13 protein-coding genes are annotated in these 16,586 nt (G+C 68.1%); 6 read left to right on the top strand and 7 right to left on the bottom strand.

What is annotated here, in order from left to right; genetic code table 11:
• Positions 1 to 2,009, bottom strand: a 2,009-nt coding sequence (locus tag ACFTZB_RS29680; RefSeq protein WP_378436830.1) for an acetoacetate--CoA ligase, incomplete at its 3' end; no start/stop codon positions are given.
• A gap of 85 nt (positions 2,010 to 2,094) precedes the next feature.
• Positions 2,095 to 3,039 carry a 3-hydroxyacyl-CoA dehydrogenase family protein gene (locus ACFTZB_RS29675; RefSeq protein WP_378436828.1) on the bottom strand — a complete coding sequence of 315 codons (945 nt, stop codon included), beginning with the start codon at positions 3,037 to 3,039 and terminating at the stop codon, positions 2,095 to 2,097.
• 175 nt (positions 3,040 to 3,214) lie between these two features.
• Between ACFTZB_RS29675 and ACFTZB_RS29670 the strand changes: the two genes are divergently transcribed.
• Positions 3,215 to 4,990, top strand: a complete 1,776-nt coding sequence (locus ACFTZB_RS29670) for a helix-turn-helix domain-containing protein (RefSeq protein ID WP_378436826.1) — start codon at positions 3,215 to 3,217, stop codon at positions 4,988 to 4,990.
• Here ACFTZB_RS29670 and ACFTZB_RS29665 read toward each other — a convergent pair.
• Complete coding sequence (locus ACFTZB_RS29665; protein ID WP_378436824.1) at positions 4,987 to 5,229, bottom strand: sigma factor-like helix-turn-helix DNA-binding protein; 243 nt, start codon at positions 5,227 to 5,229, stop codon at positions 4,987 to 4,989. The genes ACFTZB_RS29670 and ACFTZB_RS29665 overlap by 4 nt on opposite strands.
• A 132-nt stretch (positions 5,230 to 5,361) precedes the next feature.
• On the opposite strand from ACFTZB_RS29665, the gene ACFTZB_RS29660 reads away from it, so the two are divergent.
• Positions 5,362 to 6,129, top strand: coding sequence for a hypothetical protein (locus tag ACFTZB_RS29660; RefSeq protein ID WP_378436822.1), 768 nt, complete (start codon positions 5,362 to 5,364; stop codon positions 6,127 to 6,129).
• A gap of 102 nt (positions 6,130 to 6,231) precedes the next feature.
• Here ACFTZB_RS29660 and ACFTZB_RS29655 read toward each other — a convergent pair whose 3' ends face one another.
• The 3 genes from ACFTZB_RS29655 to hppD form a co-directional block, all read right to left on the bottom strand.
• Positions 6,232 to 8,607 carry an FdhF/YdeP family oxidoreductase gene (locus ACFTZB_RS29655; protein ID WP_378436819.1) on the bottom strand — a complete coding sequence of 792 codons (2,376 nt, stop codon included), beginning with the start codon at positions 8,605 to 8,607 and terminating at the stop codon, positions 6,232 to 6,234.
• A 14-nt stretch (positions 8,608 to 8,621) separates the two neighbouring features.
• A complete protein-coding gene (locus ACFTZB_RS29650; protein ID WP_378436817.1) occupies positions 8,622 to 10,169 on the bottom strand; it encodes an FAD-dependent oxidoreductase in 1,548 nt (515 codons plus the stop codon).
• A 68-nt stretch (positions 10,170 to 10,237) separates the two neighbouring features.
• Positions 10,238 to 11,443, bottom strand: coding sequence for a 4-hydroxyphenylpyruvate dioxygenase (gene hppD / locus ACFTZB_RS29645; protein WP_378436815.1), 1,206 nt, complete (start codon positions 11,441 to 11,443; stop codon positions 10,238 to 10,240).
• Positions 11,444 to 11,660: 217 nt separating this feature from the next.
• On the opposite strand from hppD, the gene ACFTZB_RS29640 reads away from it, so the two are divergent.
• On the top strand, positions 11,661 to 12,308 hold the full coding sequence (locus tag ACFTZB_RS29640; RefSeq protein ID WP_378436813.1) for an IclR family transcriptional regulator: 648 nt from the start codon (positions 11,661 to 11,663) through the stop codon (positions 12,306 to 12,308).
• A gap of 5 nt (positions 12,309 to 12,313) precedes the next feature.
• Here the strand turns inward: ACFTZB_RS29640 and ACFTZB_RS29635 are convergent, their stop codons facing one another.
• Entirely contained in the window at positions 12,314 to 12,856 is a 543-nt protein-coding gene (locus ACFTZB_RS29635) for a gamma carbonic anhydrase family protein (protein ID WP_378436810.1), read from the bottom strand.
• A gap of 213 nt (positions 12,857 to 13,069) precedes the next feature.
• Here ACFTZB_RS29635 and ACFTZB_RS29630 point away from each other — a divergent pair, with 213 nt between their 5' ends.
• The 3 genes from ACFTZB_RS29630 to ACFTZB_RS29620 are packed head-to-tail and all read left to right on the top strand — an operon-like array spanning position 13,070 to position 16,567.
• Positions 13,070 to 14,287, top strand: a complete 1,218-nt coding sequence (locus tag ACFTZB_RS29630; protein WP_378436808.1) for a CaiB/BaiF CoA transferase family protein — start codon at positions 13,070 to 13,072, stop codon at positions 14,285 to 14,287.
• A 14-nt stretch (positions 14,288 to 14,301) separates the two neighbouring features.
• Entirely contained in the window at positions 14,302 to 15,171 is an 870-nt protein-coding gene (locus ACFTZB_RS29625; protein WP_378436806.1) for a hydroxymethylglutaryl-CoA lyase, read from the top strand.
• A gap of 28 nt (positions 15,172 to 15,199) precedes the next feature.
• Positions 15,200 to 16,567 (top strand): SLC13 family permease, encoded by a 1,368-nt coding sequence (locus tag ACFTZB_RS29620; protein ID WP_378436803.1) that lies wholly within the window; start codon positions 15,200 to 15,202, stop codon positions 16,565 to 16,567.
• The last annotated feature ends 19 nt before the right edge of the window (positions 16,568 to 16,586 follow it).

Here is a 16,586-nt window from a genome sequence, read left to right as displayed (position 1 = left end):
GTCCGCTCGGCGCGACGGGCCTCGCCGAGCGTGACGAACTGGCCGACGGAGGCCGGGTCGTCGAGTGCGTCGACGCTCAGCACGGCCTCCCGGTCTGCGCCCTGGAGGATTCGCTTGATCGGGACCTCGATCTTCTTGCCGGTGCGGGTGTGTGGCAGGGAACGAACTTCGATGATCTCGTCGGGGACGTGCCGAGGGGAGGCCTGCGACCGGATGCCCGCATTGATGCGCTCGCGCAGTTCGGCGTTCAGTTCGGAACCCGGCGCCAGGACGACGAACAGCGGCATCCAGTAGCCGCCGTCCGGCTCGTCGACTCCGACGATCAGGGAATCCTCGATCTGGGGCAGCTTTTCGACGGCCTGGTAAATTTCTGCGCTGCCCAGCCGGACGCCGTGCCGGTTGAGCGTCGAATCCGAGCGCCCGTGCATGACCACGCTGCCCTCGTCGGTGACGGTGACCCAGTCGCCGTGGCGCCACACTCCGGGGAAGGTGGAGAAGTACGCATCCCGGTACCGGTCGCCCGTGGCATCGTTCCAGAAGAACACCGGCATCGACGGGATCGGCTTGGTGATGACGAGTTCCCCGACACCACCGACGATTTCGTTGCCACTGCTGTCCCATGCCTGCAGAGCCATTCCGAGGCCTCGTGCGCTGATCTCACCCGGCCGGACCGGGATGGTCGGGGCACTGCACGCGAAGGCGGTGACCACGTCGGTGCCGCCCGTCGGCGAGGACAGCTGGATATGGGCGCCGACGTTGTCGTGCACCCAGTGGTAGCCGCTCGGCGGCAGCGGAGACCCGGTCGAGCCGACGATCCGCAGAACGCTCAGATCGAATTGCTCAGCGGGGGTGATACCGGCGTCGGCGCAGGCCTGCAGGTGACCGGGACTGGTGCCGAGGAAGGTCACCTTCTGCTCGTCTGCGATGCGCCAGAGCGTGGTGGTGTCCGGGTAGGTCGGGCTGCCGTCGAAGATGACGGCCGTTGCCCCGGTCAGCAGCGAAGAGACGACGACGTTCCACATCATCCAGTTCGTGCTGGTGTACCAGAGCAGTGTGTCGCCCTCGCGCAGATCCATGTGCAGGCCGGTCAGGGAGAGCAGGGCGAGCAGGATTCCGCCGTGCCCGTGCACGATGCCCTTGGGCAGTCCGGTGGTGCCGGACGAGAACAGCACCCACAGCGGATGATCAAACGGGACCTTGTCGAATTGCAGGGGCGCCTCTGCACTGACGGCGTCGTTCCAGAACAGCACTGCATGGTCGGCGGTGAGGTCGGCGAAGGCCCCGGCCGTGTGGTGGTCGACGACGATGGTGTGGGTCAGGGTGGGCAGTCCCGCGCGGACCTTGTCCACCTCCGACCGCCGGTCGTAGCAGCGACCGTTGTAAGAGTAGCCGTCGGCGGCGATGAGCACCGTGGGTTCGAGTTGGCCGAACCGGTCGATGACCGCACCAGCGGCGAAGTCCTGGGCACACTGGGACCAGATCGCGCCGAGTGCGGCGGCGGCGAGCAGGCCGATGACGGCGTGCTGGTCGGGCGGCAGGTAGCCGACGACGCGGTCGCCGCGCCCGACGCCGACCGCGCGCAGGGTGGCCGCGAGTGCGCCGACACGACGGCGCAGCTGATCCCAGCTGACCGTCTCCGTCCGCCCGTCCTCCCGGAGGCAGACCAACGCATTCTGCTCGCGCAGCTCGTTGCTCAGCAGGTGTTCGGCGTAATTGACGGTGGCGCCGGGAAACCACTGCACGCCCGGCATCGTCTCGGCGGTCAGCACCGAGTCGTACGGGGTCGCGGAGTCGACGCCGAAGAACGTCCAGACCGCCTCCCAGAACTGGTCGATCCGGTCGGTGGACCACTGCCACAGTGCGGTGTAGTCGAGGTTGTCGTCGATGCCTGTGCGGTACTGCCCACGAACGTAATCGGTGAAGGAGGCGAGGGTGGACAGTCCGGCGCGATCGGGATCAGGTGTCCAGATCGGCTCGGGGCTAACGGATTCCGGTGCAGAGTGGACCATAAGTACTGGTCGCCTTTCGGATCGGGCAGGGCGGTCTCCCCGGTCCGGTGGCGGTCACCCCGGGCCGGTCGGTGCCTGCGATATTTCAGGGGGTGGTGTCGCGGGTGGCGTCGACGAGATGCTGTTCGAGGCGCGCGGTCGCAGCGGCCCGCTTGTCGCGGTCCCAGGCAAGCAGTCCGGCTCCGGTCTTGGCACCGAGACGGCCCGCGTCGATGAGCCTGGTCAGCAGCGGTGAGACATGGTCGTCGTTGTCGAGGCTGGGGAACAGGTAGTTGTGAACGGCAGCGGCGAGGTCGAGGCCGACGTAGTCGGCGTTCTCGATCGGCCCCATCACCGGCAGGCGCAGCCCGAAACTGTTGCAGACCACCAGATCCACGGTTTCGGCGTCGCACACGCCGGACTCGACGAGGGAGATCGCCTCTCGCCACATGGCGTGTTGGAGGCGGTTGCCGATGAATCCGGGGATGTCCTTGCGCACGTGCACAGGCACCTTCCCGGCGCCGGCCAGGATCGACAGCATCCAGTCGACGGTGCCGGTTGCGGTGCTCTCGCCCTGGACGACCTCGACGAGGGGAACGAGATGCGGGGGATTCCACCAGTGGGCGCCGACGACACGCTGCGGATCGACGGCGTCGCGGGCGACGTCGCCGATCGTGAACACGGAGGTGTTGGTCGCGAGCACCGCGTGCGGAAGCAGCACGCTCAGCTCGCCGAAGAGTTTCTGCTTGAGACCGAGAATTTCCGGCACCGCTTCGACCACCAGGTGGGCGTCGGTGGCGGCGGCTTCGAGGGTCTCGGCGAGCCGGACCCGCTCGACCGCCGCACGGTCGCGGCCCAGGGTATCGAGTTGGTCGCGGATGCGGCCCGGAACCTGCGCCAGCACGGTCGTGTCGGCGTCGTGGACCGTCACCGCGGCGCCGGCAGCGGCGAAGACTCCGGCGATCGAATGGCCCATCAGACCTGCGCCGATGACCAGGACGTTCAGTTCGCCGACAGTGCCAGGGCGATCGTAGATTCCCGACGGGGTCATGGCGGTCTCCGCTTCTCTGAGTGCGGCGCAGGCACGACCGGCCTTCGCCGCATCGCATCGCGTCTGATGTCACGGATCACGCTAGCTCCACCCACAGCGTCAGTCGATGTGAAACTCTCATACCTGATCACCACTGAGGTATGAAGATTCGCCACCCGAGAGTACGGTGCCCGGTGTGGACTCCACCGACCCCGAGACCGCAGAACCGGCGGATCGCCGCCGACGCCGCGAACGTGAACTGAGCAGCCTCTACGCCACGGCGCGGTCACTCACCGCGCTCGGGGAGGTCGACACGGTGCTGGCGTCGATCGTGCGGCATGCGCACGAGCTGATGGGCACGGACGTCACATACCTGTCCGTCTTTGACCCCCACTCGGAACTGACGTTGCGCGCCGTCGAAGGGTCGCTCTCCCCCGCCTTCCGGTCAGCGCACGTGCCCGCCGACACCGGTGTGGGCGGGCGAGTCGTGCAGACGCAGGCGGCCTTCTGGGTCGGCAACTACCTCACCGACACCACGCTGGTGCACGACCCGGACTTCGACCGGATGCTGGTCGACGAGGGCATCGTCGCGCTGCTGGGGGTTCCGTTGTGCGACAGCGGGCGAGTGTTCGGCATCCTCTTCGCCGCGGACCGTATAGAGCGCCGTTTCCACATCGACGAGGTGGCCCTGTTGAGCGCCTTCGCCGACCACGCCGCGGTCGCGCTACAGAACGCCCGCCTCTACCAGGAGAGCCGCCAGGCGTTGGCGGATCTGCGGCAGGCCTACTCGACGATCGAACGGTCCGGGCAGGTGCACGAGGCCCTGACCCAGGTGGTGCTCACCGGCGGCGGGGCCCGGGAGATCGCCGATCTGCTGGTCACCGTGCTCGATGGGCGAGTCGCGATCTACGACCGCGATGAACACCTGCTCGTGACAACCGCGAATGTGCGCGGCGAGGCCGACTCCCCCGCAGACGGGCTACAGACGTCGTTGGCCGAGAGCCGGCGTAGTGGTCGATGTGTGACCGTCGCCGACAGTGCAGGTCAGTGCCACAGCCTCGTCGCGATTCTCGCCGGCGACAGCTACCTCGGGGCGGTGGTGCTCTCCCACACCGACACCCCGGCCGAGGCCGAGGCCCGCACCCTCGAGCGGGCGTCCCAGATCCTGGCGCTGATGACCCTCAAACAGAACGCCGTCGTCGAAGCCGAGGATCGGGTGCGCGGCGAACTGCTCACCGAGGTGATTACCTCACCGCGGCCCTACAGCGCCGAACTTGCGGCCCGTGCCGAGTCTCGGCATCTGGGCATCGGCGACTTCGACACCCTCCTCGTCCTCGACTGCCCGTCGCTGCGTCCCGCGGACCTGACCCGACGCCTGCACGGGGTGGCCGACGAATGGTCCGCGCTGGCCGGCATCCACCTCGGTACTCCGACGATGCTGCTGCGCGCCGACGACCGCGACACCGTGGCCGCCGCCATCCATCGGCGTCTGCGTGCACTCGTGCGCGCCCCGATCCTGGTGTGCGCCGCCCCCGTTGCGGCAACCGCGGAGAACCTGCGGCGTCCGTTCACCCTCGCCGCCCGCTGCAGCAAGATTCTCCGCAACATCGGTGTGAACGACAAGGCAACCTCGACAACACATCTCGGCGTCTACGCAACTGTTTTCGATCCGGATCGCGGCGACGATCTGCGGGTGTTCATCACCGACACCCTCGGCGCCGTCCTCGACTACGACCGCCGCCGCAACACCGACCTGGTGATCACCCTCGCGGCATACTTCGACAACTCCGCCAACCTCACCCGCGCCTCCAAGGCGCTGCACGTGCACATGAATACCCTGGTCAAACGCCTGGACCGGATCGCGGCCCTGATCGGCGACGATTGGCAACAACCCGACAACGCATTGCCGCTGCAACTCGCGGTCCGGCTGCACACCCTCGCCCGGGAACTCGACAGCGGGCCACCGGGTTAGACCTCGCCGGCCCGATCGGCGACGTCCCACCTCGCCCCCGCCGCGAGTTGCCGCCGGAGGAGGTTGAGCGCCGCGTGCTGGAGGAGGAGGACGGCCTCGACGTTCGTCTCGAGGATGCGCGCCACTTCGACGGCCGGGAGTCGGTGCGCGAGCCGGAGTCGCAGCACGGTCCGGTGCCGGTCGGGGAGGGTGTCCATCAGCGTCGCGGACCGGGTTGCCTCCTCGTCGTCGATGGTCACGACAGGCCTCTCTCTCGGATCGGACCACTGTCGCCGACTCGGTGTCCCAGGCGGAAGGGACCGGCGTCCCGTTCGTCCGGGATCCTGCCGACACGGCTCCGACGGCCCTCCCGACGCCTTACGCTGAATGTCATGGCCGCTCTTCGCGCGGAGTGGATCAGAATCTGGCGCAACCCGGCAGACACCCTGACGACCGTTGCGTTCAATGCCGTCCTGATGATCGGGGCCTGGTTCCTGCTGCCCCGGAGCTGGTTGTTCGAGTGGACGGGGCCGTCGGGTTTCGCGCTCGCCCTGGCCGGCTGGATGTACGCCGACGTCACCGCCACCAACGTGCTGGCGCCGGACAGTGAGCGGGTTCTCGCCGCACTCGACGATCGGGACGCGCTGGGTGCGATGCTCGGCGCCAAGGCGGTGGCGCTGTGGATGCTGATCGCCCCGATCTGCGCAACCATCGCGATCGTCGTGGGCTTCGCCGAGCAGGACTGGCTGTTCACCGCGGTGGTGGTGGTCGCGGTAGCGCTGTGCCCGTTCGGTGCGCTCGCCGGGTCGAGTCTGGTCGGGGTCTATTTTCCGTACCACCAGCGGTCGCTGCGGTGGCGGTGGGAACAACGTGCCCGGTGGCGCACCGTCGTCGTCCGGTGGCTGATCCTGCTGGTGGTGCCGTACGGGGTGTTCCCCGCGTTCTCGGCGGCGATCGCCGTCGTCCCGGTCGTGCTGTGGAATCTCGTCCGTCCGGATGACGTGCACTCGCGGATCGGCACCGCGGACTTCGCGCTGTGCGTCGTCCTCGCCGTCGTCATTTCCGCGCTGATGTGGGTGGTGGCACGGCGAATCGCCCTGTCACGCATACAACGCCACGAACCGTTGGCCGCCTACCTCCGTGACCGGGACAGGGGCTGAGCCTCCCCCGCACGTGAGTGGCAAGGCGTACCCGGGCACGCTTTCCCACTCACCTGCGCAGGTGAGTGGGAAAGCGTACCGGGGCACACTTTGCCGCTCACGTCAGGAGAGGTGCTTCGGTTGGGGGTGCGACTTGTGGACCTGGTCCGATCCGACCGCGTCCTGGGTCGCACCAGGTGGGCATTCGGCGCTGTACTTGCCCGCGTGTTCCAGCGAGACGACGACGGACTTCGACGTGGGACAGTTGCTGCCGGTCGCCGTGGAATCGAGCGGCACCAGCGGATTGGTCTCCGGATAGTAGGCGGCAGCCGACCCCCGGGGCGTGTCGTACTCGACGATCCGGAAGTCGTGGGCGCAGCGGACGCGGTCGTCGCCGTCCCAGTGGGTGAAGAGGTCGACCATGTCGCCGTCGTCGAAGCCGAGGGCCGCGATGTCGTCGCGGTGCAGGAAGATCACGCGGCGCCCGCCCTCGATGCCGCGGTACCGATCGCTGAGCCCGTAGATCGTGGTGTTGAATTGGTCGTGGCTGCGGATGGTCTGCAGGATCACGTGCCGCGGGGGCACCTGCAGCACGTCGATCGGGGACACCGCGAATTCGGCGCGCCCCGAGTGGGTGGGGAACGTCCGGGAGTCGCGCGGCGGGTGCGGCAGGACGAACCCGCCCGGCTTGCGGACGTTCACCTCGTACCCTTCGCATCCGGGCACCACCCGCGAGATGTGCAGGCGGATGTTCGCATAGTCGTCCCGCATCTTCTTCCACTCGATGCCGTAGCGGTCGCCGATGGTCGCCTCGGCGATGCGCGTGACGATACCCACCTCCGAATCGAGATGGGGGCTCGCGGGTTTCAGCGGTCCCCGGGAGGCGTGGACCGAGCACACCGAGTCCTCGACGGAAATGAACTGCGGCCCACCGGCCTGGACGTCCTGCTCGGTGCGTCCCCGCGTCGGCAGGATCAGGGCCGTGTCACCGCACACGAGATGCGACCGGTTGATCTTCGTCGAGACGTGCACCGTCATCCGGGTGTTGCGCAGGGCGGCGGCGGTGACGTCGGTGTCCGGGGCGGCCTGGACGAAGTTGCCGCCCAGTCCGAGAAAGAAATGAGCCTTGCCGTCACGCATGGCCCGGATCGAATCGACGGTGTCGTAGCCGTTCTCGCGGGGCGGGTCGAAGTCGAACTCCTTCGCGAGCGCGTCCAGGAAATGCCGCGGCGGACGCTCCCAGATCCCCATCGTGCGGTCACCCTGCACGTTCGAGTGTCCGCGCACCGGCAGCAGCCCGGCGCCGGGCCTTCCGATGTTGCCCTGCGCGAAAGCGAGATTCGCGACTTCCTTGATGGTCGCCACCGCGTTGTGGTGCTGGGTGAGCCCCATCGCCCAGCAGAACACGGTGGCGTCGGAATCCCGCAGCATCCGGGCCGCGTCGGTGATCTGTTCCCGCGACAGCCCGGTCGTCCGGGTGACGACGCCCCAGTCGATGTCGGTGACCTGCTGCTTCCACAGCTCGAATCCGATCGTGTACCGGTCGATGAAGTCGTGGTCGAGGGCGTCCCATTCGACGAGCAGTGAGCCGAACGCCTGGAGCAGCGCGAGGTCGCCGTTCAGCGCGATGGGCAGATGCAGGTCGGACAGGTCGGTGCCGGGACCCACCATGCCGCGGGGCGTCTGCGGATTCTTGAAGTTGACGAGCCCCGCCTCGCGCAGCGGGTTGATCGACAGGATCTTCGCGCCGTTCTGCTTGGCCTTCTCCAGCGCCGACAGCATCCGCGGATGGTTCGTACCCGGGTTCTGACCCTGCAGGACAATCAGTTTCGCCTGATATACGTCGTCCATCGTGACGCTGGCCTTGCCGATGCCGATCGACTCCTGCAGCGCGATGCTGGTCGATTCGTGGCACATGTTGGAACAGTCGGGCAGATTGTTGGTCCCGAACGCGCGGACGAACAGCTGGTACGCGAACGCGGCCTCGTTGGATGCCCGGCCGGACGTGTAGAAGATCGCCTCGTCCGGGCTGTCCAGGGCGTTCAACTGCTCACCGATCAGCGCGAAGGCCTCGTCCCATTCGATGGGCTCGTAGTGGGTTCCGCCGGGCCGCTTCACCATCGGATGCGTGATCCGGCCCTGCTGCCCCAGCCAGTGCTCGCTGTGGCAGTCGAGTTCGGCGATACTGTGGCGGGCGAAGAATTCGGGGGTCGCCCGGACCCGCGTCGCCTCCTCCGCCACCGCCTTGGCGCCGTTCTCGCAGAACTCGGCGGCGTGGCGGTGACCCGGGTCGGGGTCGGGCCACGCACAACTCATGCAGTCGAAGCCCTCGGCCTGGTTCAGCCGCAGCAACGTCTCGGCCGTGCGGACCACACCCATCTGCTCGAGCGCGCGTTTCATCGACACCGCGACAGCGGTCGGCCCGGCCGCATGGTCCTTCGGGTGCCCGACCTCGAGGTCGGCCTCGTCGTAGTCGAGTTCCTCGTCCTTGTGACGCATCGTTCAGCCTTTCGTCACGATCTCCCCACCAGGCAGCCGAGGTAGTCGATGACGTCGTCGGTCGCGGTGGCCGGGGCGGTGAGCGCGACGTAACCGTCGGGGCGCACCACCACCAGCGTGCCACCGTGTGCCCCGTAGGCGCTACGCGCGAAACCGCGGTCGTCGACGACGTCCACGCCGGGGCCGCGGGAGTCTCCCACCACCACGTATTTCACGTCGTCGGGCGCGTCTTCGGCCAGGGTCTGCAGGGCGTGCCGGGGCCCGCCGTCGAACCCGAGCACCGTGAAGTGCGTCCCGCGGAAGACGTCGAACAGTCGCAGCGGGCTGCCGTCCGGGCTCAGGCACGGCGCGTCGGGTGCGCGGTCGCCGGCGCGGACGCCCGTCGTCACGTCCCCGTCCCGGGACAGCGAACTCCACGGGTAGCCCAGACCGAGTTGCTGGCCGTCCTCGGTCGCCGCGCCGGCGAACCCCGACGAGTCCTCGCGTCCGAGGTTGTCGGTCACCTTCTGCAACCCCGCGCTGCTCACCCCGAGCGTCCAGCGGGCGAGCGGCAACCGCTCCTCCTGATACGTGTCGAGGAGCGACGGATCCGCGGACCCGGCGAGGACGAGCGCGAGTTTCCAGCCGAGGTTGTAGGCGTCCTGGATCCCGGTGTTCATCCCGAGCCCACCGGCGGGCGGATGAATGTGCGCGGCGTCGCCGGCGAGGAACACCCGGCCGTCCCGGAAGCGGTCCACCATGCGCACGTTCACACGCCAGGTGGACAGCCATGTCGGTGCGGACAGTCGCACGCCGGGGTCGCAGGCGATGTCGTCGAGCACTCGCTGGAAGTACTCGAGCGACGGTTCGGGCAGGTTCCCGTCCTCGTCGAAGTCCGCGAACGGCACTCCCTGGAACTGCCAGGAGTTGATTCCGCGGAACGGGCACAGCGCGACGAATCCCTTCTCGGGGTGCGACCACTGGTACCAGTGATCAGGGGTCAGGCCGTCGACGGATGCGTCGCCGAGGAGCATGCCTTCGATGCCGCCCGTCCCCTCGAACGACACCCCGAGGGCCTTGCGGACCGTGCTGCGTCCGCCGTCGCACCCGACGAGGTAGCGCGCGATGACGGTCCCGCCGCCGGCGAGCCGGACGGTCACCTTGTCGGTGGTCTGCTCGAAACCCACCACCTCGACGCCGCGCTCCACGTCGATACCGAACTCGGAGAGACGCTCTCGCAGGATCTGCTCGGTCCGCCACTGCGGGATCATCAACCCGCTCTCGTAGGGGCGGTCGGGTGTGGGGCTCAGGTCTGCGTGGGGGTCGCTGTCGCCCACCACCCGGCCGCGCACCGCGACCCGGTTGGGGAGGTGCCGGAACCCGGCCTCCACGATCTCGTCGACGATACCGAGATCGTCCATCACTTCCTGGCTGCGCGCGGTCAATCCCTTTCCGCGCGAACCCGGGAACGGCTCGGGCGACTTGTCGAGGATCCGCACTTCGACGCCACGCCGCGCCAGTTCCAGAGCGAGCGTGAGACCGGTCGGCCCGGCCCCGGCCACCACTGCCTCGGTAGGGCTCATGGCGTCATCGTATTCGCGACGGCACCGATCCCGCGGGAAAGTCGCCGCACCCGCTCATCGGCTCTCGCTCAGAAGTTTCCGCGGGCGGCTTGTTCGCGTTCGATGGCCTCGAAGAGGGCTTTGAAGTTGCCGATGCCGAAGCCGAGGGAGCCGTGGCGTTCGATGAGTTCGAAGAACACGGTGGGCCGGTCGACGAGGGGTTTGGTGAAGATCTGCAGCAGGTAGCCGTCCTCGTCGCGGTCGACGAGGATGCCGCGTTTCTGCAGTTCCTCGATCGGGGCGCGGACGTTGCCGATCCGGGCCCGCAGTTCGGGATCCTCGTAGTAGGAGTCGGGGGTGGCCAGGAACTCCACACCCTCGGCGGTGAGCTGGTCCACCGCGGTGAGGATGTCGTTGGTGGCCAGGGCCAGGTGCTGGGCGCCGGGACCGCCGTAGAAGTCGAGGTACTCGTCGATCTGCGAGCGTTTCTTCGCGATGGCGGGTTCGTTGAGGGGGAACTTCACCCGGTGGTTGCCGTTGGAGACGACCTTGCTCATCAGGGCGGAGTAGTCGGTGGCGATGTCCTCGCCGACGAATTCGGCCATGTTCGTGAAGCCCATGACCCGGTTGTAGAAGTCGACCCAGTGGTCCATCCTGCCGAGTTCGACGTTGCCGACGACGTGGTCGAGGGCCTGGAACAGGCGCTTGGGGGCACCGTCGCGTTTGGTGTGGGTGGAGGTGCGCGGCTGGTAGCCGGGCAGGTAGGGGCCGGTGTAGTTGCTGCGGTCGACGAGGGTGTGGCGGGTGTCGCCGTAGGTGGCGATCGCGGCGATCCGGACGGTGCCGTGCTCGTCGGTGACGTCGTGGGGCTCGTCGAGGACGGTGGCGCCCTGGGTGCGGGCGTGGGCGATGCACTTGTCGACGTCGGGGACGGCGAGGGCGATGTCGACGACGCCGTCGCCGTGGGTGCGGTGGTGCTCGATCAGCGGGCTCTGTGGGTCGACGGCGCCGTTGATCACGAAGCGGACGGCGCCGGATTCGAGGACGAAGCTGTGGTGGTCGCGGTTGCCGGTGGTCGGTCCGGAGTAGGCGACGAGGGTCATCCCGAACGCGGATTGGAAGTAGTGGGCGGTCTGGGTGGCGTTGCCGACCACCCAGACGACGGCGTCCCAGCCGCTGACCGGGAACGGGTCGCGGGTCCCGTCGTATTCGACGAGCCCGACCAGTTGCTCGAGCTGGCCGAGGTCGAGACCTGCCAGGCGTTCCTTGTCGGTGAGAGTCTGCTCGATCGTCATGATGGTGCCTTTCCTTGCAACGGTTTTCGGATACGGAGAAGGTGAGTGCGACTGCGCACCGGAGGAGTGGCGAATGCCTGGCACAGAGGTAACCGGCCGCCGGCCCGGTCGTCAACCGGGACCCGGACAGCTAGCCGCATCGACGGATGAGAGCGGCCCCGCCCCCGCTTTCCTATACAATCTGAATACTTCAATGGGGCAATAGAAATGGACTGAGATGGTTGCGCGGAGTGAGATCGGCGTCGGAGTGCTCGCACGCGCGGTGGCGATCCTCGACGTCGTGGAGGCGAGCCCGATGGGTGCGAGCGACCTCGCCCGCGAGCTGGACCTGTCCCTGTCGACCACGTACCGGCTGGCCACGGACATGGTCAGGCACGGCCTCCTCCGGAAGGATCAGGAAGGCCGTTTCTACCTCGGGCAGCGGTTCGTCACGACGGCGCTGAGCGACCTCGCCATCCCGGCGCTGCGCGAATTGGCGGAGAAGACAGGCGAATCCGCTCAGTTGTGGGTGCGGCGGGGCGAGTCGCGGCTGTGCACGGCCAGCGTCGACTCCCAGCACGAACTGCGGGTCGCGCTGCCCGTCGGGACACTCGTGCCGCTTCCGCAGGGGTCGAGTGGGCACGTGCTGTCCGGAGACTGGGAGGCCGACCCCGAGGCGGTGAAATCGGGGTGGTGGGTGTCGATTTCGGAACGGACACCGGGCTCCGCCTCCATCAGCGCACCGGTTCGCAGGCACGGCGAGATCGTGGCCGCCGTGTGCGTGTCGGGCCCTGAGGGGCGCATGGGGGAGAACCTGGGTTCCCGGATGGGCCGCGCAGTCGTCGCTGCCGCGCGGCAGATCGAGACGTCCGTTCCCGGCGACTGACTCGGTCAGGCGATGTCGAACGTGGTGACGTCGGCCGACCGATGTTGCTGCGCCAGTTGGCGGTAGACCGCCGCGTTGCCGGCGTTGTGGGCCACCTCGTCGTCGGTCAGTTCCCGGCGGACCTTCGCGGGCACACCGGCGACGAGTGAGCGCGGCGGAATCCGGGTTCCTTCGAGGACCAGCGCGCCGGCCGCGATCAGCGACTTCTCGCCGATCACCGCGCCGTTGAGGACGGTGGCGCCCATGCCCACGAGGGCGCCGTCCTCCACGGTGCAGCCGTGCAGCACGGCGTTGTGCCCCACGCTGACGTCCCGGCCGACGACGACGGGGAAACCCGGGTCGACGTGAACGGCCACTCCGTCCTGGATGTTGCTGCCCTCGCCGAGGGTGATGGAATCGCAATCGGCCCGCAATACGGCGCCGTACCAGACGCTGGCCTCCGCGCCGAGGGTCGCGGCGCCGATCACCGCCGCGGTGGGCGCGACCCACGCGGTCTTCTCCGCGCGTGGCGAACGTCCGTTGATCGCAACGACGTGTGGTTCTCTCACCGTGTTCTCCTCCTGTCGAGCAGCGGATTCGTGCTGCATCTCGCGGCGTTCCGTCGTCCATTGTCGTGTGGCGCGGACTCCGGGCATTGCCAATTGTGACTGCTACCACTACCGTAATTCTTATCAGACGGGAAGCCAACTGCCAAATAATGAGAATGCGCAGGTAGGGCTCCCGTCGGCATCCGGTACAGATCGACGAGGGAGAACTCTCACATGCAGGTCCCAGAGAACGGCCCACTGCACGGCATCCGTGTGCTGGAACTCGGCAACTTCATCGCGGCCCCCATCGCGAGCCGCATCTTCGCCGACTTCGGCGCCGAGGTCGTCAAGATCGAACGGCCGGGCGTCGGCGACGAACTGCGGGGCTGGCGCCGCCGTCGCGGCGCGACGTCGATGATGTTCCGCACCATCGCCCGCAACAAGCGGTCCGTCACGCTCGACCTCCGGACGGACGAGGGCCGCGCGATCATCCTCGACCTCGCCCGCAAGTCGGATGTCGTCATCGAGAACTTCCGGCCCGGAACGCTCGAGCGGTGGGGAATCGGCCCCGACCAGTTGACGGCCGCCAACCCCGACATCGTCCTCGTGCGGATCTCCGGCTACGGGCAGACCGGCCCGTACCGGGAGCGCACCGGATTCGGCGGTGTCGCCGAGGCCTTCGGCGGGCTGCGGCACGTCACCGGCTACCCGGACCGTCAATCCGTTCGGGCGGCCGCCCCCATCGCCGACACCCTCGCGGGGCTGCACGGCGCGATCGGTGCCCTGATGATGTTGCTGGCCAAGGCGAGACAGGGCGATCATTCGACCCCGCGGGTGGCGGACGTGGCCCTGTACGAGTCGGTGTTCATGGCGATGGAGTCCCTCGTTCCCGATTACGACGCGTACGGCATGGTCCGCGAACGGACCGCGGGCAACCTGCCCGGCGTGGTGCCGAGCGGTGTCTATCCGTGCGACGGCGGCTCGGTCATGATCGCCGGCAACTCGAGCGGTGTGTTCGGCCGGTTGATGCAGGCGGTCGGGCGGGGCGATCTCGCCGACGATCCCGAACTGGCCGACGGTGATCAGCGATTCCGTCGCGAAGCCGAACTCGACGACGCGATCTCCTCGTGGACGTCGCAGCGGCGTCCGCGCGACGTGGTCGCCGAACTCGGCGCCGCCGGCGTGCCCGTCGGCGAGGTGTACGACGCCGTCCAGATCGCGGACGACGAGCACTACAACGCCCGCGGCATGCTGCAGAGCCTGAAGGTCACCGTCGACGGCGAGCCCGAAGAGGTCCGGTTCCCCGGGGTCGTCCCGCAGCTCGACGGCGAACCCACCCAGATCCGCTGGGCAGGACCCGAGCTGGGTGAGCACACCGACGAGATCCTCGGCGGATTGCTGAACCTGTCCGGCGATCAGCTCGCCGACTACCGCGCCCGCGACATCGTCTGAATCGGAGAAGTGAAATGACAGTCACCATAACGGATGTCGTACTGCGGGACGGACTGCAGGACGAGGACGCGGTCGTCTCCACCGACCACAAGATCGCCGTCGCGGACGCACTCGTCGCCGCAGGCGTGACGCACATCGAGGCGGCATCGTTCGTCTCGCCCACGCGGGTCCCGCAGATGGCGGACGCCGACGACGTCATCGCCCGGCTGCCCCGCACCGATCCGTCGGTCACCTACAGCGCCCTCGCGCTCAACCCGCGCGGAGTGCAGCGCGCCGCCGCGACCGGCATCGACGAGATCCAGGTCGTGACGTCCGCCAGCGCCGGGCACAGCACGGCGAACACGGGCAGGAATCCGGACGAGGCGCTGACCGGACTCGCCGAGGCATTGCAGAAGTACCCGGACCGGAGTTTCCTCGGAGGTGTGTCGACCGCGTTCGTCTGCCCGTTCGAGGGCATCATCGCCCCCGCCGCGCTGGTGCGGGTGGCGCGCGCGATGGCCGCGATGGGTGTGCGCAGGCTCGGGCTGGCCGACACCCTGGGAACGGCCACCACCGAGCAGGTGCTCGCGTCGGTCGGGGCGGTCCGCGACGCCCTCCCCGACATCGAACTGAGCCTGCACCTCCACAACGCGCACGGGCAGGCCCTCGGTACCGTGATCGCCGCGCACCGGCAACTCGGCATCACGCACTTCGACAGCGCCATCGGAGGGTACGGCGGCTGCCCGTTCGCCCCGGGCGCCCACGGCAATCTCGCCACCGAGGAACTGGTAGCGCACCTCCACGCGCACGACATCGACACGGGCATCGATCAGCAGGCCCTCGACCTCGCCGTCGACACCGTGAAACTTGCTCTGGCACAAGCTCGGCCCCTCTCCGCAGTGTGAACTGCGAACTCACCCCGAAAGGCCGATCATGGTCTACGCACTCTCCATCGTCGCTCTGATCGCGATCTTCACCGTGGCGACACTCACCCCGATCAACATGGGCATCCTCGCGTTCGCCGGAGCATTCGTCATCGGCGGCTGGGTGTCCGGGATCCCGGTCGAGGACATCATCGATGCCTTCCCCGGCAGCACGTTCATCATCGTCGGCGGTATCACGCTGTTGTTCGCCATCGCGAAGGCGAACGGGACCATCGACCTCGTCATCGAGGCCTCGCTGCGCCTCGTGCGCGGCAGGCGGTGGGCGATTCTGTGGATGATGTTCCTGCTGTCCGGGCTGCTGATGGCACTCGGGTCCGTGCTCGCGGTCGGGATGCTCGCCCCCATCGCGATGCCCCTAGCGGCCAAGAACAGGATCAATCCGTTCCTCATGGGCATGGTCATCAGCCACGGCGCCCTGGCCTGCGCGTTCTCGCCCATCAACCTCTACGGCGCGTTCATCAACGGACTGATGGACTCCACCGGCGTGGGGGCGAACCCGCTGGTCCTGTTCGCTCTGCCGTTCGTCCTGAACCTGGCCATCGCGATCGTGCTGTTCCTGATCTACGGCCTCGACCTGATCGGGCACCGCACTCCGCGCCCGGTCGAGGAGGCATCCGACGGCGGCGGATTCGGCGGTTCCTCGCGCCGGCCGTCCGGTGGTGGCGCCCCCGCCGGCGGTCCGGGCGGGAACACCGCGACGCTCACCGATCGCGAGGTCATCGAGGAAGCGCTGAATCACGAGGGCATGAAGCCGGTGAAGATGAACAGGTACCGGCTCGCGACACTCGCGGGCATCGGGTTCCTCGTCGTCGGGTCGGTCGCGTTCGGAATCGACGTCGGCGTCAGCTCGATCTGCGTCAGCGCGGTCCTGCTGTTGATGGCGCCCAAGTCGCACCCCAAGGTCGTCGACAACGTGGCATGGCCCGCCGTGGTGCTCGTGTGCGGGATGCTCACCTACATGGCGGTCATGACGCAGAACGGCACGCTCGACTTCCTCGGTGACGCGGCGTCGGCTCTCGGATCGCCGTTGCTGACCACATTGATCCTCTGTTACGCGGTCGCGATCATCTCCGCGTTCGGATCGTCGATCGGCACGCTCGGCATCGCGTTGCCCCTCGCCGCGCCGATGCTCGCGATGGGAGAGGTGGGCGCCGTGGGATTCGTCGCCGCCCTGGCGTTCTCCGCGACGGTGGTCGACGTCAGCCCGTTCTCGACGAACGGCGTGATGGTGCTCGCCAACGCACAGGTCGAGGACAAGGCGCGGTTCCAGCGCAAGATGCTCGCCTACTGCGGCCTGATCGTGCTGTCGGCTCCGATGTTGGTCTGGGCGCTGGTCGTCGTGCCGACGTCCGTGTAGGTCTTCGGGGCAGTGCCGG

The sequence above is a fragment of the Rhodococcus sp. NPDC057014 genome, assembly GCF_042673295.1.
In the GTDB taxonomy this organism is placed as follows: domain Bacteria; phylum Actinomycetota; class Actinomycetes; order Mycobacteriales; family Mycobacteriaceae; genus Rhodococcus_F.
Note: the sequence above shows the minus strand (reverse complement) of the source record. Positions and strands in the feature narration are given on the sequence as shown.

What these genes read in the sequence shown, in the direction of transcription:
- ACFTZB_RS29675 (WP_378436828.1), bottom strand. Translation starts at nt 3,039, where the DNA reads ATGACCCCGTCGGGAATCTACGATCGCCCTGGCACTGTCGGCGAACTG.
- ACFTZB_RS29660 (WP_378436822.1), top strand. Translation starts at nt 5,362, where the DNA reads ATGGCCGCTCTTCGCGCGGAGTGGATCAGAATCTGGCGCAACCCGGCA.
- ACFTZB_RS29655 (WP_378436819.1), bottom strand. Translation starts at nt 8,607, where the DNA reads ATGCGTCACAAGGACGAGGAACTCGACTACGACGAGGCCGACCTCGAG.
- ACFTZB_RS29650 (WP_378436817.1), bottom strand. Translation starts at nt 10,169, where the DNA reads ATGAGCCCTACCGAGGCAGTGGTGGCCGGGGCCGGGCCGACCGGTCTC.
- hppD (WP_378436815.1), bottom strand. Translation starts at nt 11,443, where the DNA reads ATGACGATCGAGCAGACTCTCACCGACAAGGAACGCCTGGCAGGTCTC.
- ACFTZB_RS29640 (WP_378436813.1), top strand. Translation starts at nt 11,661, where the DNA reads ATGGTTGCGCGGAGTGAGATCGGCGTCGGAGTGCTCGCACGCGCGGTG.
- ACFTZB_RS29630 (WP_378436808.1), top strand. Translation starts at nt 13,070, where the DNA reads ATGCAGGTCCCAGAGAACGGCCCACTGCACGGCATCCGTGTGCTGGAA.
- ACFTZB_RS29625 (WP_378436806.1), top strand. Translation starts at nt 14,302, where the DNA reads ATGACAGTCACCATAACGGATGTCGTACTGCGGGACGGACTGCAGGAC.
- ACFTZB_RS29620 (WP_378436803.1), top strand. Translation starts at nt 15,200, where the DNA reads ATGGTCTACGCACTCTCCATCGTCGCTCTGATCGCGATCTTCACCGTG.